Source organism: Carnobacterium sp. FSL E2-0243 (assembly GCF_038003605.1).
Classification (GTDB): domain Bacteria; phylum Bacillota; class Bacilli; order Lactobacillales; family Carnobacteriaceae; genus Carnobacterium; species Carnobacterium maltaromaticum.
In genome coordinates this window covers 1,022,514-1,043,282 of the sequence record NZ_JBBOPM010000001.1, presented here as the reverse complement: position 1 = coordinate 1,043,282, position 20,769 = coordinate 1,022,514, and the positions used below count along the sequence as shown (strand labels likewise).

The window sequence follows — 20,769 nt, the reverse complement described above, 5'->3', positions numbered from 1 at the left end:
TTATAAAAAATCGTCAAGGACTTTCTATGCACAACTAGTTCAATTATAATCATTACACTATTATAGCAAAAAAAAGCAAAAACTTCTTTAAAAAAAGAATAAGAGTCGTTGAAACTTTAATCAATAATTAAGAATTCTGATTTTTATGAAAAATCCATAAAAAAATAAGGCTGAAACAATCTGTCTCAGCCATCATTTATTATCCGCAATAGAATAAATAATATGTAAACAACTTGAAAAATTGCTTATCAAGTTGATTTATCCAAAGGTTCTCTAAAAGAAAAGTAGTATTATTTTAATTTATTCTTCTGTCACTGCACTTAGCATCAACTGATTAATCATGATCCTCACTTGTTTCCTAGCAAGCCCATACTCTTTTTTTCGTAGTAAGTCTAACGTCTTTGAGTAATGTTGTAATTTTTTTGCTAACGTTCGTTTCATCAAGGTTTCAATCTCATGATTTTTTTGTAAATGTAAATTGCGTAATGTATCAATGACTAGTGCCGTTTTAAATTGATTTCGGCCGTAACCTAAAAAGTCTTTTAGGAGATCACGCTCTTTACCTTGATAAACCTCTGGATCATTTAGCTCAACAAGCTGAAATAATTCATTTAAACTTGCGTCTAATTTAGAAAAATCAAGCTGAATTTCTTTTAATTCAATAAAATGGATTTGTTGAACAAAAAGTAGTTCTAAAAACTCAAGGCGTTCCAAATAGCCTCTTACATCAATTTTCTGTTCTAGTATTTTAGCTCCTTTATGAGCTTCTATCATTAAATAGCCTTCCGATTCTAACTTAAAAAATGCTTTTCTAACCGGTGTTCTACTAATACCTAATAACTTTGCTGTTTTTACTTCAGTTAAATGGGCTTGCGGTGGCCACTCTTTTGTAATTATTTTTTCTTTAATTGTTAAATAAGCCACCGTTTCTAAATTATTCCCACGTTCCATAAATCTGCTCACCTACTTTTCCAGCTTAAAATGGGTGCATGTTTATTGCCTTACTGCCAATATCCATTCGATAAAAAGTTTGATCAGTCTCTGCTTGTTCTAGATTTGAATAAACCTTTTCTCGCGCTTCTTCTAATGTATTTCCGCTAGCTGAGACTAAGTAAATTCGTCCGCCATCCGAAACTAGGTGTCCACCTTTTTCCTTTACCCCAGCTGTATAAACTTTAACATCTTTAAACTGAGTAAAATCTGGTAAAGGAATATCCGTTGTGTAACTAGTTGGATAACCATCTGCAGCAACGACAACACCGATTTCAAAACCAGTTGTTTTCCAACTTATTTTTGGTTCACGCCCTTCTAATAGATCATCTATAATAAGCGCAAAATCGCTAGTTAAACGATTTAAAACAACTTGAGTTTCTGGATCGCCAAAACGAGCATTAAACTCAATCGCTTTTGGCCCAGATTCTGTTGCAATAATTCCAGCATATAAAATGCCAGTAAAAGGTCGTCCTTCTTTAAGAAGCCCAATTGCTGCTGGTTTTAAAATTGTTTCTATCGCTTCATTTACAATAGACTCTGAAATCTGTGGTACTGGAGTATAGGCACCCATGCCGCCAGTGTTTGGTCCTTCGTCACCTTCATAAGCACGCTTATGATCTTGAGAAATAACCATTGGGTATACCTTATCATTTTTTACAAAAGCTAACAATGAAAATTCCTCACCTGACAAATATTCTTCAATTACTACTTTTTGAGAATTTGTACCAAAACGTTGCTCTATTAGCATATCTTTTAAGGCTAGCGTTGCTTCATTTAAATCTTCTGCAACAACCACACCTTTCCCAGCTGCCAACCCATCGGCTTTAATAACAATCGGGGTACCATGTTTAGTTACATAAGCTAAAGCCTGCTCATATTCTGTAAAAGTTTCATAGTAAGCTGTTGGAATAGCATAAGTCATCATAATTTCTTTAGCAAAATTCTTTGAGCCCTCAATTAAAGCTGCATTTTTACGCGGACCAAATATTTTTAAACCCGCTGCTTCAAAATCATCTACAATACCATTTAAAAGTGGAACTTCCGGTCCAACAAAAGTCCATGTTATTTGTTTTTCTTTAGCAAATTCAATTAAACCATCATGATTATCTTCCTTAATATCAACCAATTGAATCCCATCAATTGTCATACCGGCATTCCCTTTTGCACAATAAACATTTTCTACCAATGGACTCTCACTAATTTTTTTACAAATCACATGTTCTCTACCACCACTGCCAATTACTAAAATATCCATTTATTTAACGCACTCCTTTGTAACTAAAAATTTTAACTACATTTATTCAAAATAGAAAAAGACTGGGGAATCATTCCTCAGTCCTTTAATTTATGAATCTTTATTTCTTTTTTACAGAACAGCTTTTTCCACACCTTTTTAATGTCTAAAATGTCTAGTTTTGGTAAAAATCATTGTCATGCCAGATTCATTGGCTGCATCAATAGACTCTTGATCCTTGATGCTTCCTCCTGGTTGGATAATCGCTTTGATTCCTTGGCTTGCTGCATACTCCACACTGTCACTCATTGGGAAAAAGGCATCGCTAGCAAGAACGGCTCCATCTAATTGACCAGCAGCTTGTTCTAAAGCAATTTTTACAGAACCAACACGATTCATTTGTCCAGCACCAATCCCTAATGTATGTTGGTCATTAGCAATTACAATTCCATTACTTTTGACGTGTTTCATAACTTTCCAAGCAAATTCCATCGCTTTTAATTCTTCTTTTGTTGGTTGGCGTTCAGTGACAACTTGCCATTTTGGCGTTTCTGTTGGACTCAATAAATCTTGATCTTGAATTAATAAGCCGCCTAAAACACTTGTCATTTCTTTGCCTTTAACTGCTGCTTGATCGAAATCTAAGGTCATTAAACGTAAATTTTTCTTTTTAGTTAATAAAGCAAGTGCTTCTTCAGAAAAACTTGGTGCCAGAATAATTTCTAAGAAAATACCATGTAACTTTTCTGCAGTTACTAAATCAACTTCTCGATTTAATACAATAATTCCACCAAATATTGAAACTGAATCGGCTTCGTAAGCGCGCTGGAACGCTTCAAAAATAGTTGCGCCTATCCCAACACCACAAGGATTCATATGCTTCACTGCAACTGCAACTGGCTCAGAAAATTCTCTCGCTATGCGAATAGCCGCATCTGCATCTTTGATATTATTATAAGAAAGTTCTTTACCATGAATTTGTTTAGCATTCGTAATTGAAAAATCAACAGTTAATGGTTCTTTATAAAAACTAGCTTCTTGGTGACTATTTTCACCATAACGCAAACCTTGTTGGCGATCATAGGTTAATGTAACTTTTTCTGGCTCTGTTTCTCCAACTAAATTCGTTAAAAATCCAGCTATTAACGCGTCATAGCTAGCAGTATGTCTAAAGACTTTCGCCGCTAATTTTTCTCGCGTTTTTAAGGTGGTTCCACCCTCCTTTTGAATTTCCTCAATAACAACAGGATAATCTAAAGGGTCTACAACAACCGTTACTGCTGCATAGTTTTTTGCTGCACTACGTAACATACTTGGTCCGCCAATATCAATATTTTCAATCGCTTCTGCCGTTGTAACATCAGCTTTCATAATTGTTTCTTTAAATGGATAAAGATTGACACATACATAATCAATGGGTTGGATATTGTGTTCTTTCATCGCTTCTAAATGGCTAGCTAAATCTCTTCGTCCTAATAACCCACCGTGAATTAAAGGATGCAAAGTCTTCACTCGGCCGTCTAACATTTCGGGGAAACCAGTAATCTCTTCGATACCTTTTGTGTGAATACCAGCCTCTTCTAAAACTTTTTTAGTACCACCTGTTGAAATAATCTCAATATCATTCTCAATCAAGGCTTTCGCAAATTCTACAATCCCATTTTTATCTGAAACACTAATTAGTGCTCTTTTCATGTCACAACGCTCCCATTTCATTTAAATTAGTTTTTACTCATTTCCAACTCTTCAATAAACTGCTGAATGACAATTGGATACAAACGATGCTCAACTTGATGAATTTTTCTCTCCAAAGATTCCAATGTTTCTCCTACTTCTAACGAAACAGCTTCTTGAGCTATAATCGGCCCTGTATCCACTCCATCATCTACTAAATGAATGGTTACACCGGTTTGACTTACTTGGGCTTCAAATGCATCACGAATCCCATGAAGTCCGGGGAAATCAGGCAATAATGCTGGATGGATATTCAGGATTTTCTGCTGATAAGCCATTAACAAAGTGGTACCAATTAAACGCATATAACCTGCTAAAACAATTAACTCAATTTGATTTTCTTGTAAAAGAGCCAAAATAGCTTCTTCGTATTCGGTTTTACTAGTAAAATCAGCTGGACTAAATGAATAACTGGGTATGCCTAATTGGCGACTTCGTTCTATAACAAATGCTTGCTTTCTATCACAAAATAAAAGGACCAGTTCTGCTTCATTATTTTCTGCTGAAATCTGATTCGCAATCGCTTCAAAATTACTGCCATTGCCTGACGCAAAGACTGCTATTTTCATTCCTACACCTCAGCTTTAAAAATGATAGACTCTTCTTGTTTTTCCGTAACCTTCCCAATCACAGATGCTCCTTCTCCAGCTTCATGAAATAAAGCCAACGCTTCATCTACATTTTCTGACGAAACAGCTACAACCATTCCAATTCCCATATTAAATATTTCATACATTTCAGTAGTTGGAACTTGCCCATATTTTTCTAAAGCTTTAAATATTGGCAACACTTCCCAAGTACCTAACTGGATTTCAGCAGCTAAATGCTCTGGCAACATCCGCGGAATATTCTCGACAAATCCGCCACCAGTAATATGCGAAATGCCATGGACTAAATCAGCTTGAAGTGCTTTTAACAAGGGTTTTACATAAATTTTAGTTGGAGTTAAAAGCTCTGAACCTAAGGATTTACCAGAAATTTCAGCGAGCTGACTGTCATAAGTGAAGTTGTTTTGTTGGAAGAATATTTTTCGAACTAATGAGTATCCATTGGAATGAATACCACTTGAAGCCAATCCAATCAAACAATCTCCTGCTTGAATATCATTTGAATTTAATAAATTCTTTTTCTCCACGACCCCTACCGCAAAACCAGCTAAATCATAGTCATCTTCCTCATACATTCCTGGCATCTCAGCTGTTTCTCCACCAATTAAAGCGGCTCCTGCTTCAATACATCCCTCAGCGACACCAGCGACAACTTGCTCCAATCTAGCTGGCTTATTTTTTCCTGTTGCAATATAATCTAAAAAATAAAGTGGTTCTGCTCCTTGCGCGATAATATCGTTGACGCACATTGCCACACAATCGATTCCAATCGTCTGATGTTGATCCATAGCAATAGCAATCATCAATTTTGTTCCGACACCATCTGTTCCAGAAACCAAAACTGGTTCTTTTACACCTGTAATAGATAAATCAAAGCAACCTCCAAAACCACCCAGAGCACCCATTACACCCAGACGTTCTGTTCGTTTCACGTGCTTTTTAATTCGTTCAACAGTTTCATATCCTGCTGCTACATCTACACCTGCTTTTGCATATGCATTTGTCATTTTTAGGAATCCCTCCACCTGTTCTTTTAGATTTTAGTTATTGCTGGTTCCTCTTCTAAAGAAGCTAAATATTCAGCTTCATAATCATATAAAGACGTTGGAAAATCACCATTGAAATACGCCATACATAATCCAGTATAGGGAGCATCATAATTTAAACCAATCGAGTCAATTAGTCCATCCTGGCTCAAATAGGCTAAACTATCTGCCCCAATCAGTGTTTCAATTTCAGAAACCGAATGATTGGCTGCAATCAACTCTTGTCTTGTTTGAATATCAATCCCATAGAAACACGGATAACGCAGCGGTGGCGAAGCAATTCTTACATGAACTTCAGCAGCACCAGCTTCTTTTAATAATTTTACAATTCGGCGACTCGTTGTCCCACGAACAATTGAGTCATCCACCATCACAACTTTTTTGCCTGCAACAACACCACGAACTGCGGAAAGCTTCATTCTGACACCTTGCTCTCTCAATTCTTGCGTCGGTTGAATAAACGTACGAGCAATATATTGATTTTTAACTAAGCCCATTTCATAAGGAATACCACTCATTTCTGCATAACCACTGGCTGCTGACAAAGATGAATTTGGCACGCCAATCACAATATCCGCCTCAATTGGCGCTTCCTCAGCTAGGCGACGTCCCATATTTTTACGAGCTGTATGAACATTTACCCCAGCAATATCTGAATCCGGTCTCGCAAAATAAATATATTCCATCGAACAAATCGACATAGTCGTTTCATCTGTATATGTTTCAATTCGATACCCCGAGTCATCAATAATGACAATTTCACCAGGCATTACCTGACGAACAAACTTCGCTCCAACTACATCAATTGCACAGGTTTCACTGGCTAAAATATAGGCTCCATTTTGCATTTGGCCAATCGATAACGGTCTAAAACCATTGGGATCTAAAGCTCCAATTAGTGCTTCTGGTGTTAAAATTAAATAGGCAAATCCGCCTTTTACAGTGTTTAAACTTTCTTTCAACTTATCTAAAAAAGTGGCTTCTTTACTTCGTCTAATCAAATGCATTAACACTTCTGTATCTGAATTAGAATGAAAAATAGCTCCTTCACGTTCCAATTCAAAACGTAAACTTTTAGCATTAATTAAATTGCCATTATGCGCTAAAGCCATCTCTTCATCATAAAATTTAAAGAGAAAGGGTTGAATATTATTGATTCCATCGCTTCCGGCTGTTCCATAACGAACATGTCCAATCGCAGCATGCCCTTCTAGACGTTGCAAATCAGCCTCATCCTTAAAAACCTCTGCAATTAATCCAACATTTCGATGGCCTTTTAATTTTCCAGCTTGATTGGCAACGATGCCGGCTCCTTCTTGTCCCCGATGTTGCAAACTATGAAGACCAAAATAACTCAATCTAGCTGCATCGTGATGTCCCCAAACACCAAAAACGCCACATTCTTCATTTAAACTTCTGACTTCAGTAAGCACGGAATCGCATCCTCCCATAATTCTCTTAGTTGCTTCGTTTCTAATTGTAAATTTCCATCTTTCGCAGTCAAATTAAACTTTCCGTCATTTGTTACTTTTCCAATTTCTGTTGCAGCATCATCAAAAAGTTGTTTAAATGCAGATGTTTTTTCAGTTTTGACTGAAATTACATAACGAGATTGTGTCTCGCTAAATAACCAGTTTAATGGCATATCAACTGCCACTTCGATACCTAAGTCATTTCCAAAAGCGGATTCTGCTAAAGCTACAGCCAAACCACCTTCAGCTAAATCATGAGCACTAGTAACTAAACCAGCTTTGATTGCTGCTAAAACTTTATCTTGATGCGCCTTTTCAACTACTAAATCAAAATCCATTAATTTACCTTCTATGCGACCTAGCTCCATTTTTTGTAATTCAGAACCATTAAAATCAGCTTTTGTTGTTCCCACTACAAAAATATGATCCCCTGCTTGCTTAAATTCTTGTGTTGTAACATGTGCTAAATCTTCAATTAAACCAACCATACCAATCATCGGAGTAGGGTAAATGGCTTGGCCATTAAATTCATTGTACAAAGAAACATTACCGGAGATAACCGGAGTATCCAGGACTTCACAGGCTTTTGCAATACCATCAGCTGAGGTCCATAGTTCCCAAAAAATTTCTGGCTTATCTGGATTCCCATAATTCAAACAATCCGTTATCGCTAATGGTTTACCACCACTACAAACAATATTTCGAGCTGCTTCCGCAACTGCAATTTGTCCGCCTTTTTCAGGATTTAAATAGAGGTACCGTGCATTACAATCTGTCGTTAAAGCTAAAGCTTTTTTAGTTCCTCTAATGCGCACTACAGCGGCATCACTACCTGGTCCAACAACAGTATTCGTACGCACCATTGAATCATACTTTTCAAAAATAGAACGTTTAGAAGCAATTGTCGGTTGTTGTAAAAGTTTTTTTAATGTCTCAGCTGGATTAGTAGCCTTTGGTTGATACTCTTCTAAAGCACTAAATGCTTGGATTCTTGCCGGCTCCTCATACTTTTTATAATAGGTTGGTGCATCTTCTGCCAAAGCATCAACAGGTAAATCAGCAACTAAATCCCCTTCATGATATAAACGATACATGCCATCATCTGTTACATGTCCAATAGTTACTGCCTCAAGTTCATAGCGTTGAAAAAGTTCCTCGACTCTTTTTTCAGAACCTTTTTTCACACAAATCAACATGCGCTCTTGCGATTCCGAAAGCATCATTTCATAAGGAGTCATTTCTGTTTCCCGTTGTGGAACATCATCTAAATTCAGAACTAAACCACTTCCAGCTTTAGAAGCCATTTCTGAACTTGAAGAAACTAAACCAGCTGCTCCCATATCTTGGATACCGACTAATATATCTTGATAATCATAAATTAATTCTAAACAAGCTTCTAGTAAGAGTTTTTCCATAAATGGATCGCCAACTTGTACAGCTGAACGTTGTGCTTCTTCCTCATCGTTAAATTCCTCAGAAGCAAATGTTGCGCCATGAATTCCATCACGCCCTGTTTTTGCTCCCACATACATAATGGAATTCCCAGTTCCTTTAGCTTGACCTTTTTGAATATCTTTATGATCAATTAAACCTACACACATAGCGTTTACTAATGGATTTCCAGCGTAACAAGAATCAAAAGCAATTTCTCCACCAACTGTCGGAATCCCAATACAATTCCCATAACCCGCAATCCCAGCAACAACTTCTTCGACTAAATACTTGGTTCTTTCATTGTCTAATTCACCAAAACGAAGCGAATCCAAAATCGCAATCGGTCGAGCTCCCATACTGAAAATGTCACGAATAATGCCTCCAACTCCAGTTGCTGCCCCTTCATAAGGTTCAACTGCGGAAGGATGGTTATGGCTCTCTGCTTTAAAAACAACTGCTTGCCCGTCACCGATATCAACAATACCAGCACCTTCTCCTGGACCTTGTAGCACTTGTGGACCACTTGTCGGGAATTTTCTTAACACAGGCTTCGAATTTTTATAAGAACAATGCTCACTCCACATAACTGAAAACAAGCCGGTTTCTGTATAATTAGGCAAACGTTTTAAAATATCAACGGAGATCAGTTGATATTCCTCATCGGTTAGACCCCATTCAAGATAAATGCGCTCATTTTTAATTTCTTCTGGGGTTGGTTCATGTACCATTATCATGTATTTGTCACCTTTCCGTAATTTGCTACAATTGATTTAAAAAAACGTAATCCATCATTAGAACCCAATAGTTCCTCAACCGCTCGTTCAGGATGTGGCATCATTCCTAAAACATTTCCAGCCTGATTAGTAATTCCAGCAATATTTGCTAAACTACCATTTGGATTTTCTGATTCGTAAGTAAAAATAATTTGATTGTTCGCTTTTAGCCCTTCTAGTGTCTCCGCATCACAATAATAATTCCCTTCTCCATGAGCAATTGGAATTTGGATAACTTCGTCTTTTGCATATTCCGATGTAAAATTGGTTTTATTCGTCACAACTTTCAACCCAACTGTTTTGCAGACAAAATGTAACGATTCATTGCGTCGTAACGCACCCGGTAATAAGCCTGCCTCTAACAAAATTTGAAATCCATTACACGTTCCAAAGACAGGTTTCCCTTCATTTGCAAAACGGATAACTTCACTCATAATCGCTGAAAATCGAGCAATTGCACCACAGCGTAAATAGTCGCCATAAGAAAATCCACCTGGTAATAGCACACCATCAAAACCAGCTAAGCTTGTTTCATAATGCTGAACATATTCTGCTTTTTCACCAAGAATATCTGTCACAGCAGACAGCATATCCATGTCACAATTTGATCCTGGAAAAACAATGACAGCAAACTTCATTTAGCTGACCTCCTGAATTTCATAATGATAACTTTCCATCACAACATTGGCTAACAATTTATCACAAATTTCTTCAATCGTTGTTTCAATTTTAGTTTCGGATTTAGCCACTTTAATTTCAAAATATTTTCCAATTCGAATATCTTCAATTTCACTATACCCAAGTCTGTGAACTGCCCCTTTAACAGCCTCACCTTGTGGATCTAAAACAGATTGCTTATACATTACGTAAACTTTAACCAAATACATGATTCCTAAACCCCTCTATTTTTTATTTTTTAACCGTTGTAAAACTTCCTCATAAACGGGAACCAAATCCCCTAAATCTCGACGATAAATATCCTTATCTAAATGTTCATTTGTTTCCTTGTCCCATAACCGACAGGTATCTGGTGAAATCTCATCTGCTAACAAAATTGTTCCGTCATCTCGTTGACCAAACTCAAGCTTAAAATCAACTAAACGAATCCCAATTTCTTGAAATAAATCAAGTAATTCAAGATTAATCTGATGTGCTTTTTCTTTAATCACAACTAACTGGTCTTTTTTAGCCAAACCTAAAACAGCTACATGGTCGTCATTAATCAACGGATCATCTAGCTTATCTTCTTTAAAATAAATTTCCAAAATTGGGAAAGCTAGTGGAGTACCTTCAACAATACCTAAACGCTTAGAAAAACTTCCTGCTGCTACATTTCGAATCACAATTTCTAAAGGAAACATGGTCACGCGCTCAATCAACTGATCTGTTGCTGAAAGTTGCTGAATGAAATGACTCTCAATGCCCTTTTTCTTCAACTTTTCAAAAATGATACTTGTAATTTGATTATTTAGTTGACCTTTCCCACTAATCTGATCTTTTTTAGCCCCATTTAGTGCAGTCGCTTGATTTAAATAACTAACCCAAATCTGTTTCTCATGATCCGTTTCAAATAACATTTTTGCTTTTCCTTCGTATATAAGAGCTTTTTTCTCCAACTGACTAATCCCTCTCTTTCTCACACTATAAAAAATGAACATTAAAAACCAAAAAACGTTAATTGTTCACTTTTAACATATTCTTATTTTAACAATCTAATAAGTAAGTGTCAACAGTTTTAACGAATTATAAAAACTTTAAAAGTTTAATCGTTCGTGTTTTTTTGATTTGGAATTTCTAAACATTCGGCATTTTTTTTGATATTCCCGTTATTGTCTAGTACAATAGTAAAGTAAGATTCGAAAGGAGTTTTTATTTATGTCAAAAAAAATGTTACACACTTGTGTCCGTGTCCAAAATCTAGAAAAATCAATGGACTTCTATACTAAAGCTTTAAACTTAAAAGAAGTGCGTCGTAAAGATTTTCCGGATTATCAATTTACTTTAGTCTACCTAGCCTTTGAAGAAGGCGGTTATGAATTAGAATTAACATACAATTATGATCAAGCTGAACCTTATGAAATTGGAAATGGTTATGGTCATATCGCTATTGGGGTGGATGATTTAAAAGCAACTCACGCTGCTCATAAATCTGCTAACTATGAAGTAACTGATTTAAAAGGCCTTCCTGGATCAGAGCCAAGTTATTACTTTATCCAAGATCCTGATGGATATAAAATTGAAGTCATTCAAAACTAAACAAAAAAAGTCTGCTGAATCCTTATATTTTAGGATTCAACAGACTTTTTTCTGTTATTTTTCGATTTCAGTTATCACTCCGGCACCAACTGTTCTACCACCTTCACGAATGGAGAATTTTGTTCCAACTTCAACAGCAATCGGTGCAATCAATTCAACATCAATGGTGACATTATCGCCGGGCATGACCATTTCAGTACCACTTGGCAAGTCGATAACCCCTGTCACATCAGTGGTTCTAAAATAAAATTGTGGACGATAATTAGTAAAGAAAGGAGTATGACGTCCACCTTCTTCTTTAGAAAGAATATAGACTTCACCTTTGAATTTTGTATGAGGCGTAATACTACCTGGTTTCGCAATAACTTGCCCACGTTCAATATCCTCACGACCAATTCCACGTAATAGAATTCCAACGTTATCACCAGCTTCACCAACATCCAAAATTTTTCTAAACATTTCGATACCCGTTACCACTGTTTTTTTCGTTTCAGGGAACAAACCAACTAATTCAACTTCATCGCCAACCTTCACAACACCTCGATCAATTCTACCACTAGCTACAGTTCCACGACCAGTAATCGTAAAGACATCTTCAATTGGCATTAAGAAAGGTTTATCCATTTCTCTTTTAGGAGTTGGAATATAGCTATCAACCGTATCCATCAACTCTAAAATAGCTGCCTCAGCTTTTTCGTCTCCTTCAAGTGCTTTCAAAGCAGAACCTCTAATTACCGGGATGTCATCTCCTGGATAATTATATTCAGAAAGTAACTCACGAATTTCCATTTCAACTAAATCAAGCAATTCTTCATCGTCAACTAAATCGACTTTATTCATAAAGACAATCAAATCATTTACCCCTACTTGGCGGGAAAGTAAGATGTGCTCACGTGTTTGTGGCATAGGACCATCTGTTGCGGAAACAACTAAAATTGCTCCATCCATTTGCGCTGCACCTGTAATCATATTCTTCACATAATCCGCATGACCAGGAGCATCAATATGCGCATAATGACGTTTTTCAGTTTCATATTCTACATGAGACGTGTTAATTGTAATTCCTCTTTCACGCTCTTCAGGGGCTGCATCAATGCTCGCATAATCTTGGGGATTTGCAAGACCTTTCTTAGCTAAAACAGAAGTAATTGCTGCGGTTAACGTTGTTTTCCCGTGGTCAACGTGCCCAATTGTTCCAATATTAACGTGTTCTTTTGTTCTTTCATAATGTTGTTTTGACATAACTTACAAACCTCCTTGATTGATTTGGTTAGCAATTGCTAGCCCATTTACGAGTTTGACCATTACTGACCAACCTCTTATCTATAGTTATACACCCTTTTAAAGAAAAAAGCAAGAACTTTCGCTTATTTTTTGTAAGTAGTTTTATTTACTTGTATTTTTAACACTAAAAGGATATAAAAATCCTGAGACCATCTTATTAAGTAAGATAGTCCCAGGATTTTAAATGGGTCTAATTGGAAAACGTAAAGTTGTCTTTTGTTTATCTGGAATTACCTTTCGAGGATCAGAAAGATAAATTTCTTTATGCCATTTACCAATCTTTTCTAGATTATTCTCCTCACAATAGGCTTCCATCTCAGCAAAAGTTATAGACTCAGTATCATAACTCCCTACATGTAACATTTGCAAGACTTGCCCTTCTTCAATTTGCTGAAATTGAACTTGTTCTGCTAGTTCTACACCAATTTTTTTAGCAACTTCTTCGTTCAAACTAGCCACTAATTCTTTAGATACAAAATCGGGTTGGCGAATCATTAATTGATAAATCAGTGTATCCTTATCTACTGCTTCCCCTGGCTTAGGTTTTTCCTCTGACGTCCAAAAACCTTCTAATGGAAAAACAGTGTACTCAAAGTACCCCTCAGGTATAATTCCTTTTTTAGGTAACATTCTAATTGCATAAGAATAAGCATATAACGCTCCAACTACCTCTTGAAATTCAACTGAATTAGGATTACCTTTTCCTTCAATTGTCAAATAGTTAAAACTGGGTAAAGTTATTTGTGTTGGAACAGCTTTTGGGATATAAATGAACTTATCTTTTTTCCGCCACTCGTATTTCATTTTTCACACCTCTTCTTTTTTATTTAATGGATAACAAACTTCCGTTACCCAGTTAACAGGATTAGCGTCTTGCCCTGGCGAAACGTGGTAAATATTAAACATTGGACCTTTTAACTTTTCACCTGTAATTTCAAACCATTTAGCTACCGCTTCATTAACTGCTGGTAGTTGATCATAGCTTCCATTCATCATCACAGACGCCACCTTGATGGAGGGTGATTTTTTAATTTCAAATACGTTTGTTTTAAGCGGATCTGTTTCTGAAATCGCCATTTGAATTTCTACATCAACATCCTCATCTTTATATTCCTCATCACGGAAAATAGCTAAACTATAACTTGGATTTTCTGGTTTGAGTTGATACTCATTTAAAGCTTTTCCAACAATTTTCCATAATTGACCTTCTTCATGATAACTAGTTAATATCCGTCGCACACTGATGACCTGTCGAGCTGGTATAAGCTTCACACTAACATGGTAGTCCATTTCCAACTCATCTTCTTTCACGAGCTTTAAAGAGCTTTTTAATAAATTCTGCTGCTGGTTTAGCTCATCTAGTTCTACCTGTAATTCCTTTTCACGAGTTTTTAAATAATTTTCAACTTGTCTTGGATCTTGTTCAATTGCTACGAGCTCTTTAATAATTGCTAGACTAAAACCCATTTCTTTTAACTTTTTTATTTTATTGATTTGACTAAGCTGTGCAGCCGTATAATAACGATAACCCGTAGCTTCATCAATTATCGCTGGAGTTAAAAGTTTTATTTTGTCATAATAGCGTAGCATTCGAATACTAGTTGTTGCTAGTCTTGAAAAATCTCCAATTTTAAACATCAAATTTCCTCCATTAAAAATAATTTACCTGATTTTTAACTTAATTATAGTATAAAGCCTCTCACAGTGATAGAGTCCACAACTTATTTCTCTTTATTTAGTTTTTTACTCCTAAAGTAAAGAATAAAAAAACCTACCTCAATTTTTCAATCAAGGTAGGTTTTTTAAATTTTAAACTAAGTCAACTTAGTCTGAAAATCGAAAATTATTTATTTTTTAAGTTGTAGAAAGAACCTAAACCACGGTAAACAGCTAAGTCACCTAATTGGTCTTCAATTCTTAATAATTGGTTGTATTTAGCAATACGGTCAGTACGGCTTAATGAACCAGTTTTGATTTGTCCAGCATTTGTAGCTACAGAGATATCAGCAATTGTTGCATCTTCTGTTTCACCAGAACGGTGAGAAACTACTGCAGTGTAGCCAGCTTCTTTAGCCATTTCGATTGCTTCAAATGTTTCAGTTAAAGTACCGATTTGGTTAACTTTGATAAGGATTGAGTTACCAATTCCTTTTTCAATACCTTCAGAAAGTTTAGCAGTGTTTGTAACGAATAGATCGTCACCAACTAATTGAACTTTATCGCCAAGAGCTTCTGTTAATAGTTTCCAACCATCCCAATCATTTTCATCCATACCATCTTCGATAGTAATGATGAATGGGTACTTGTTAACTAATTCTTCTAAGAATGCTACTTGTTCAGCGCTAGTGCGAACTGCTCCGCCTTCGCCTTCGAATTTAGCATAGTTGTAAACACCATTTTCGTAGAATTCTGAAGCAGCACAGTCAAAACCAAGACGAACATCGTCACCGATTTTGTAGCCAGCTTTTTCTACTGCTTGAACGATTGTATCAACAGCATCTTCAGTTCCTTCAAAGCGAGGTGCGAAACCACCTTCATCACCAACTGAAGTTTCTAAACCACGGTCGTGTAAGATTGATTTTAATGCATGGAATACTTCTGCACCCATACGTAAAGCTTCTTTAAATGATGGAGCACCAACTGGTACGATCATGAACTCTTGGAATGCGATTGGAGCATCTGAGTGAGATCCGCCATTGATAATGTTCATCATTGGAGTTGGTAAAACTTTAGTATTAAATCCACCTAAATATTGGTATAAAGGTACATCTAAATAGTCAGCTGCTGCACGAGCTACGGCAATTGAAACACCTAGAATCGCGTTTGCGCCTAATTTACCTTTGTTAGGAGTACCATCTAATTCGATCATAGTTTTATCGATCGCCATTTGGTCACGAACATCGAAACCTAAGATAGCTTCAGAGATAATGTTATTTACATTATCAACTGCTTTAAGAACTCCTTTACCAAGGTAACGAGATTTGTCTCCGTCACGTAATTCAACAGCTTCGTGTTCACCAGTTGAAGCTCCAGATGGAACCATTCCGCGGCCAAATGCTCCGCTTTCTGTGTAAACTTCTACCTCGATTGTTGGGTTTCCACGTGAGTCTAAAACTTCGCGTGCTAAAATATCTGTAATAAATGGCATTTAATTTCTCTCCTTTGAGTTTAGAAAATTTTTATTACTAAGGAACAAGGTCCCTTAGCTTCATTTTAGTCAATTTTACTGCTAGATGCAATGAATTTCGTCAAATCCAAGGCATTCTTACCTATTATTTTTGAATTAAGCTTTCACCAGTCATTTCAACTGGTTTTTCAACACCTAATAAGTCTAACATTGTTGGTGCTACATCCGCTAGACGGCCGCCTTCGCGTAAGCTAACACCTTTTTTAGTAACGATCACAGGAACCGGTACAGTCGTATGAGCTGTATGAGGATTTCCTTCTGGGGTCGTCATTGTTTCAGAATTTCCGTGATCGGCAAAAATAATTGCATAACCGCCTTTAGCAATTAATGCATCTACTACACGACCAAGATTTTCATCCACAGCTTCAATCGCCTTGATTGTTGGTTCAACCATTCCAGAATGACCAACCATATCAGGATTTGCAAAATTTAAAATAATCGCATCATGTTTGTCTGCTTCAATATCAGCTACCAAAGCATCCGTAACTTCATAAGCACTCATTTCAGGCTTTAAGTCATACGTTTCTACTTTTGGTGAGTTAATTAGAATACGGCTTTCACCTGGGAATTCTTCATTACGTCCACCATTCATAAAGAACGTTACATGAGGATATTTTTCTGTTTCAGCAATACGTAATTGTTTTAATCCTTCATTTGAAAGAACTTCACCAATCACATTTTTCATTTCAATTGGTGCAAATGCAACTTCTGCAACAACACTTGGATTGTAAAGTGTCATTGTCACAAATTTAACATTTTCAGCACGTGCTCCACGGTCAAAATGTTCCCATTCAGTATCCGTAAACGCATTTGACAATTGAATGGCACGATCTGGACGGAAATTAAAGAAAATAATCGCATCATTATCTTTAACTGTTGCAACAGGTTTTCCATCTTTTTCGATTACAGTTGGAAGAACAAATTCATCCATTTTTCCATCAGCATAGCTAGATTCAACTGCAGCTTTAGCTGAGTCAAATTTTGCGCCAGTTCCGTGTGCAATGGCATTATATGCTTTTTCAACACGTTCCCAACGTTTGTCGCGATCCATTGCATAAAAACGACCAGAAACCGTTGCAATTTCACCAAAGTGAAGATCTGCTAACGCTTTTTCTAATGCTTCAACGTATTTATGTCCTGAATCAGGTGCTACATCACGACCATCTAAGAAAGCATGAATATAAACGTTTTTAACACCTTTCGCTTTTGCTGTTTCAACTAAAGCAATTAAATGATTGATGTGGCTATGAACCCCACCATCAGATAAAAGACCAAATAAGTGTAAATCAGAGTTATTTTCTTTTGTATGGGTAAAAGCATTATTAAGAGCTTCATTTTCTTGAAATTCTTTTTCTTCAATCGCTTTGTCAATACGCGTTAAACTTTGATAAACAATTCGTCCTGCTCCAATATTTGTGTGTCCAACTTCTGAGTTTCCCATTTGACCAACAGGAAGACCCACGTCAAGACCAGCAGCTTTCAATTGACCATGTGGATATGTTTCCCAATAACGATCAAAGTTTGGCTTATTGGCTAAAGCAACAGCGTTTCCTACAGTTTCATTACGCAATCCAAATCCATCAAGGATAATGATTGCAACAGGTGATTTACTCATTTATTTGACAGCCTCCAATAATGCTAAGAAAGAATCAACTTCAAGACTAGCGCCACCTACAAGAGCTCCATCAATATCAGATTGAGCCATGTATTCAGCGATATTTTCTGGTTTCACAGAACCGCCGTATTGAATACGAACTGCTTCAGCTACTTCCTTAGAATAAAGTTTTTCAACCGTTTGACGAACAACTCCACAAGTATCATTTGCATCTGCAGAAGTTGATGATTTGCCTGTTCCGATTGCCCAAATTGGTTCGTAAGCAATAACTGAAACTGCTACTTGTTCAGCAGTTAAGCCTTTAAGAGCTCCTTCAATTTGACCACTTACCCATGCATTTGTTTCGCCAGCTTCACGTTGTTCTAACGTTTCGCCACAACAAATAATTGGTGTCATACCGTTTTTGAAAATAGCATGTGCTTTTTTGTTAATATCTTCGTCTGTTTCGTGGAAATACTCACGACGTTCAGAATGACCAATAATAACGTAATCCACACCTAAATCATTTAAAGCAGCTGGGCTTGTTTCACCAGTGAAAGCACCTGATTCTTCAAAGTAACAGTTTTGTGCTGAAATTTTTAAGTCAGTACCTTTCGCTGCTTGAACTAATTCTTGTAAAAATAAAGTTGGAGATCCAATAACTGAATCTACAGCTGAGTTAGCTGGAATTTTTGTTTTAACTGCTTCAGCAAAAGCTAATGCTTCAGCTGCTGTTTTATTCATTTTCCAGTTTCCTGCAATAATTGGTTTACGCATCTATTAAAACTCCTTCTCTTACTCGTTTTATTTTTCAGAAATGGCTGCAACACCTGGTAACACTTTACCTTCTAGATATTCTAGAGAAGCTCCGCCACCAGTTGAAATATGAGTGAATTTATCAGCAAAACCTAATTGCATCGCTGCAGCTGCTGAATCTCCTCCACCAATAATTGTTGTAGCACCTTCTAAGTTAGCTATTGCTTCACAAACACCAATTGTTCCATTGGCAAAGTTGCTCATTTCAAATACACCCATTGGACCATTCCAAATAACTGTTTTAGCACCTTGTAACTCTTTAGTGAATAATTCAACTGTTTTAGGACCTACATCAAGACCCATCATATCAGCTGGAACATCATCATGAGTTTCAGTTGGTACATCATTACTAAATTCTTTTGCGCAAACTGAGTCAACTGGTAAAATTAATTTGCCATTTGCTTGATCTAACAAACTTTTAGCTAAATCAATTTTATCCGTTTCAACTAATGATTTCCCAATTTCACGACCTTGTGCTGCATAGAATGTATAAGTCATTCCACCACCAACAAGAACTTTATCTGCAACTTTTAACAAGTTTTCGATAACGCCGATTTTATCTGATACTTTAGCGCCACCTAAGATAGCAACTAATGGACGTTCTGGAGCATCAACGACACCACCAATGAACTTAATTTCTTTTTCCATTAAGAAACCAGCAGCAGATTCAAGGTTAGAAGCAATTCCAACGTTTGAAGCATGCGCACGGTGAGCAGTTCCAAATGCATCATTTACAAATACATCACCTAAGCTAGCCCAGTATTTACCTAGTTCTGGATCATTTTTACTTTCTTTTTTACCATCGATATCTTCAAAACGTGTATTTTCAAACATCACCACTTCGCCATCTTTCATTGCAGCGATAGCAGCTTCTAGTTCAGCTCCACGAGTTTCAGGTACAAAAGTAACTGGTTTACCAAGTAATTCGCTCAAACGTTCAGCAACTGGACGAAGCGTTTTATCCGCCTTATCTTCTTCAGTTTTAACTTTACCTAAATGAGAAAATACAATTACTTTACCATTTTGTTCTAAAATGTATTCAATAGTTGGCAATGCTGCGACAATACGGTTGTCATTAGTAATCACGCCATCTTTCATTGGTACATTAAAATCAGCACGTACTAAAACTTTTTTATCTTTTAAATCTAAATCTGTTACAACTTTTTTAGCCATGTGTATACCTCCTGTATAGTAAAAAGTTAAAAATCGCTTTAACAATTTCTAAAGCATAAAGAAAAAGCGGGAAGCGCGATGGCTCCCCGCTTTTCACAAATCTCATGAAATTAAGCTGTTAAAATTAAGCTTATTTACCTAATTTTGCAAAATACTCTAAAGTACGAACTAATTGTGCAGTGTATGACATTTCATTGTCATACCAAGCAACAGTTTTAACCAATTGGTTATCGCCAACTGACATTACTTTAGTTTGTGTTTCGTCGAATAGAGAACCGTAAGTCATTCCGATAATATCAGAAGAAACGATTGGATCTGCAGTATAACCGTAAGATTCGTTAGCTGCTGCTTTCATTGCTGCATTAACTTCGTCTACTGTTACTTTTTTGTCCAAGATAGTTACCAATTCTGTTAAAGAACCAGTTGCTACAGGAACACGTTGAGCAGCTCCATCTAATTTACCATTTAATTCAGGGATTACTAAACCAATTGCTTTAGCAGCTCCAGTTGTATTAGGAACGATGTTTTCAGCTGCAGCACGAGCACGACGGAAATCTCCACCAGGGTGAGGACCATCAAGAGTCATTTGGTCTCCTGTATAAGCATGGATAGTTGTCATTAATCCTTCAGCGATACCAAATTCTTTGTTTAATACGTCAGCCATAGGAGCTAAACAGTTAGTCGTACATGAAGCACCAGAGATAACTGTTTCTTCACCTGTTAAGATATCATGGTTAGTATTGTAAACGATTGTTGGAACGTCATTTCCACCTGGAGCAGAAATTACAACACGTTTAGCGCCACCTTTAAGATGTTTTTCAGCGCCTTCTTTAGAAGTGAAAAAACCAGTACATTCTAATACGATTTCAACACCTAAGTCGCCCCATGGTAATTCCTCTGGGTTACGGTTAGCTAATACTTTAACTTCTTTACCATTAACATTGAAAAAACCATCATGAACTTCCACATCACCATTGAAACGGCCTTGTGTAGTATCATATTTTAATAAATGAGCCAACATTTTTGAATCTGTTAAATCATTGATTGCTACTACTTCAATACCTTCTACTTCTTGAATGCGACGGAATGCAAGACGACCAATACGTCCAAAACCATTAATACCTACTTTTACTGTCATAACTAGATTTCCTCCTTTAGGAATTCT

Annotated in this window: 19 protein-coding genes; 1 reads left to right on the top strand and 18 read right to left on the bottom strand. The window is 36.6% G+C overall.

Going from position 1 to position 20,769, the window contains the following annotated elements; translation table 11 throughout:
* Positions 1–300 precede the first annotated feature (300 nt).
* From MHI00_RS04855 to purC, 10 genes are all read right to left on the bottom strand, one after another.
* Complete coding sequence (locus MHI00_RS04855) at positions 301–951, bottom strand: GntR family transcriptional regulator (RefSeq protein WP_010051650.1); 651 nt, start codon at positions 949–951, stop codon at positions 301–303.
* 25 nt (positions 952–976) lie between these two features.
* Positions 977–2,248, bottom strand: coding sequence for a phosphoribosylamine--glycine ligase (gene purD / locus MHI00_RS04850; RefSeq protein ID WP_015077168.1), 1,272 nt, complete (start codon positions 2,246–2,248; stop codon positions 977–979).
* 138 nt (positions 2,249–2,386) lie between these two features.
* Complete coding sequence (purH, locus tag MHI00_RS04845) at positions 2,387–3,922, bottom strand: bifunctional phosphoribosylaminoimidazolecarboxamide formyltransferase/IMP cyclohydrolase (protein ID WP_087115432.1); 1,536 nt, start codon at positions 3,920–3,922, stop codon at positions 2,387–2,389.
* A gap of 26 nt (positions 3,923–3,948) precedes the next feature.
* The gene (gene purN, locus MHI00_RS04840) at positions 3,949–4,530 is read right to left on the bottom strand and encodes a phosphoribosylglycinamide formyltransferase (protein WP_057001726.1); all 582 of its coding nucleotides are present in this window, start codon (positions 4,528–4,530) and stop codon (positions 3,949–3,951) included.
* Between the two features lie 2 nt (positions 4,531–4,532).
* Positions 4,533–5,576 (bottom strand): phosphoribosylformylglycinamidine cyclo-ligase, encoded by a 1,044-nt coding sequence (purM, locus tag MHI00_RS04835; RefSeq protein ID WP_201731173.1) that lies wholly within the window; start codon positions 5,574–5,576, stop codon positions 4,533–4,535.
* A gap of 26 nt (positions 5,577–5,602) precedes the next feature.
* Positions 5,603–7,048, bottom strand: coding sequence for an amidophosphoribosyltransferase (purF, locus tag MHI00_RS04830; RefSeq protein WP_010051642.1), 1,446 nt, complete (start codon positions 7,046–7,048; stop codon positions 5,603–5,605).
* Positions 7,024–9,255 (bottom strand): phosphoribosylformylglycinamidine synthase subunit PurL, encoded by a 2,232-nt coding sequence (gene purL, locus MHI00_RS04825; protein ID WP_341111603.1) that lies wholly within the window; start codon positions 9,253–9,255, stop codon positions 7,024–7,026. Before purL ends, purF begins: the two co-directional genes overlap by 25 nt.
* Complete coding sequence (gene purQ, locus MHI00_RS04820) at positions 9,252–9,932, bottom strand: phosphoribosylformylglycinamidine synthase subunit PurQ (RefSeq protein ID WP_057001729.1); 681 nt, start codon at positions 9,930–9,932, stop codon at positions 9,252–9,254. The genes purL and purQ overlap by 4 nt, the downstream gene beginning before the upstream one ends.
* On the bottom strand, positions 9,933–10,181 hold the full coding sequence (gene purS, locus MHI00_RS04815) for a phosphoribosylformylglycinamidine synthase subunit PurS (protein ID WP_010051638.1): 249 nt from the start codon (positions 10,179–10,181) through the stop codon (positions 9,933–9,935).
* A gap of 15 nt (positions 10,182–10,196) precedes the next feature.
* The gene (purC, locus tag MHI00_RS04810; RefSeq protein WP_341111599.1) at positions 10,197–10,910 is read right to left on the bottom strand and encodes a phosphoribosylaminoimidazolesuccinocarboxamide synthase; all 714 of its coding nucleotides are present in this window, start codon (positions 10,908–10,910) and stop codon (positions 10,197–10,199) included.
* 259 nt (positions 10,911–11,169) lie between these two features.
* On the opposite strand from purC, the gene gloA reads away from it, so the two are divergent.
* On the top strand, positions 11,170–11,550 hold the full coding sequence (gene gloA, locus MHI00_RS04805; protein ID WP_057001730.1) for a lactoylglutathione lyase: 381 nt from the start codon (positions 11,170–11,172) through the stop codon (positions 11,548–11,550).
* Between the two features lie 54 nt (positions 11,551–11,604).
* Here the strand turns inward: gloA and tuf are convergent, their stop codons facing one another.
* From tuf to gap, 8 genes are all read right to left on the bottom strand, one after another.
* Positions 11,605–12,792, bottom strand: coding sequence for an elongation factor Tu (gene tuf, locus MHI00_RS04800; RefSeq protein ID WP_010051635.1), 1,188 nt, complete (start codon positions 12,790–12,792; stop codon positions 11,605–11,607).
* Between the two features lie 222 nt (positions 12,793–13,014).
* Positions 13,015–13,638, bottom strand: coding sequence for a GyrI-like domain-containing protein (locus MHI00_RS04795; protein WP_056999284.1), 624 nt, complete (start codon positions 13,636–13,638; stop codon positions 13,015–13,017).
* A gap of 3 nt (positions 13,639–13,641) precedes the next feature.
* Positions 13,642–14,472: a MerR family transcriptional regulator gene (locus MHI00_RS04790; RefSeq protein WP_317942716.1), complete on the bottom strand. Its 831-nt coding sequence runs from the start codon at positions 14,470–14,472 to the stop codon at positions 13,642–13,644.
* A 205-nt stretch (positions 14,473–14,677) separates the two neighbouring features.
* Positions 14,678–15,982, bottom strand: coding sequence for a phosphopyruvate hydratase (eno, locus tag MHI00_RS04785; RefSeq protein WP_010051629.1), 1,305 nt, complete (start codon positions 15,980–15,982; stop codon positions 14,678–14,680).
* Positions 15,983–16,106: 124 nt separating this feature from the next.
* Entirely contained in the window at positions 16,107–17,636 is a 1,530-nt protein-coding gene (gpmI, locus tag MHI00_RS04780) for a 2,3-bisphosphoglycerate-independent phosphoglycerate mutase (protein ID WP_056999295.1), read from the bottom strand.
* Positions 17,637–18,392 carry a triose-phosphate isomerase gene (gene tpiA / locus MHI00_RS04775; RefSeq protein ID WP_010051625.1) on the bottom strand — a complete coding sequence of 252 codons (756 nt, stop codon included), beginning with the start codon at positions 18,390–18,392 and terminating at the stop codon, positions 17,637–17,639.
* 27 nt (positions 18,393–18,419) lie between these two features.
* Positions 18,420–19,604 (bottom strand): phosphoglycerate kinase, encoded by a 1,185-nt coding sequence (locus MHI00_RS04770; protein ID WP_010051623.1) that lies wholly within the window; start codon positions 19,602–19,604, stop codon positions 18,420–18,422.
* A 130-nt stretch (positions 19,605–19,734) separates the two neighbouring features.
* Entirely contained in the window at positions 19,735–20,742 is a 1,008-nt protein-coding gene (gene gap, locus MHI00_RS04765) for a type I glyceraldehyde-3-phosphate dehydrogenase (RefSeq protein WP_010051622.1), read from the bottom strand.
* Positions 20,743–20,769: the final 27 nt, after the last annotated feature.

Excerpts from the sequence above, each read along its gene's own strand:
- purM (WP_201731173.1), bottom strand. The coding sequence starts at position 5,576 with ATGACAAATGCATATGCAAAAGCAGGTGTAGATGTAGCAGCAGGATAT.
- purD (WP_015077168.1), bottom strand. The coding sequence starts at position 2,248 with ATGGATATTTTAGTAATTGGCAGTGGTGGTAGAGAACATGTGATTTGT.
- MHI00_RS04790 (WP_317942716.1), bottom strand. The coding sequence starts at position 14,472 with ATGTTTAAAATTGGAGATTTTTCAAGACTAGCAACAACTAGTATTCGA.
- gloA (WP_057001730.1), top strand. The coding sequence starts at position 11,170 with ATGTCAAAAAAAATGTTACACACTTGTGTCCGTGTCCAAAATCTAGAA.
- purN (WP_057001726.1), bottom strand. The coding sequence starts at position 4,530 with ATGAAAATAGCAGTCTTTGCGTCAGGCAATGGCAGTAATTTTGAAGCG.
- purS (WP_010051638.1), bottom strand. The coding sequence starts at position 10,181 with ATGTATTTGGTTAAAGTTTACGTAATGTATAAGCAATCTGTTTTAGAT.
- gpmI (WP_056999295.1), bottom strand. The coding sequence starts at position 17,636 with ATGAGTAAATCACCTGTTGCAATCATTATCCTTGATGGATTTGGATTG.
- purH (WP_087115432.1), bottom strand. The coding sequence starts at position 3,922 with ATGAAAAGAGCACTAATTAGTGTTTCAGATAAAAATGGGATTGTAGAA.
- purQ (WP_057001729.1), bottom strand. The coding sequence starts at position 9,932 with ATGAAGTTTGCTGTCATTGTTTTTCCAGGATCAAATTGTGACATGGAT.
- tuf (WP_010051635.1), bottom strand. The coding sequence starts at position 12,792 with ATGTCAAAACAACATTATGAAAGAACAAAAGAACACGTTAATATTGGA.
- purL (WP_341111603.1), bottom strand. The coding sequence starts at position 9,255 with ATGATAATGGTACATGAACCAACCCCAGAAGAAATTAAAAATGAGCGC.
- MHI00_RS04795 (WP_056999284.1), bottom strand. The coding sequence starts at position 13,638 with ATGAAATACGAGTGGCGGAAAAAAGATAAGTTCATTTATATCCCAAAA.
- MHI00_RS04770 (WP_010051623.1), bottom strand. The coding sequence starts at position 19,604 with ATGGCTAAAAAAGTTGTAACAGATTTAGATTTAAAAGATAAAAAAGTT.
- eno (WP_010051629.1), bottom strand. The coding sequence starts at position 15,982 with ATGCCATTTATTACAGATATTTTAGCACGCGAAGTTTTAGACTCACGT.
- gap (WP_010051622.1), bottom strand. The coding sequence starts at position 20,742 with ATGACAGTAAAAGTAGGTATTAATGGTTTTGGACGTATTGGTCGTCTT.
- MHI00_RS04855 (WP_010051650.1), bottom strand. The coding sequence starts at position 951 with ATGGAACGTGGGAATAATTTAGAAACGGTGGCTTATTTAACAATTAAA.
- tpiA (WP_010051625.1), bottom strand. The coding sequence starts at position 18,392 with ATGCGTAAACCAATTATTGCAGGAAACTGGAAAATGAATAAAACAGCA.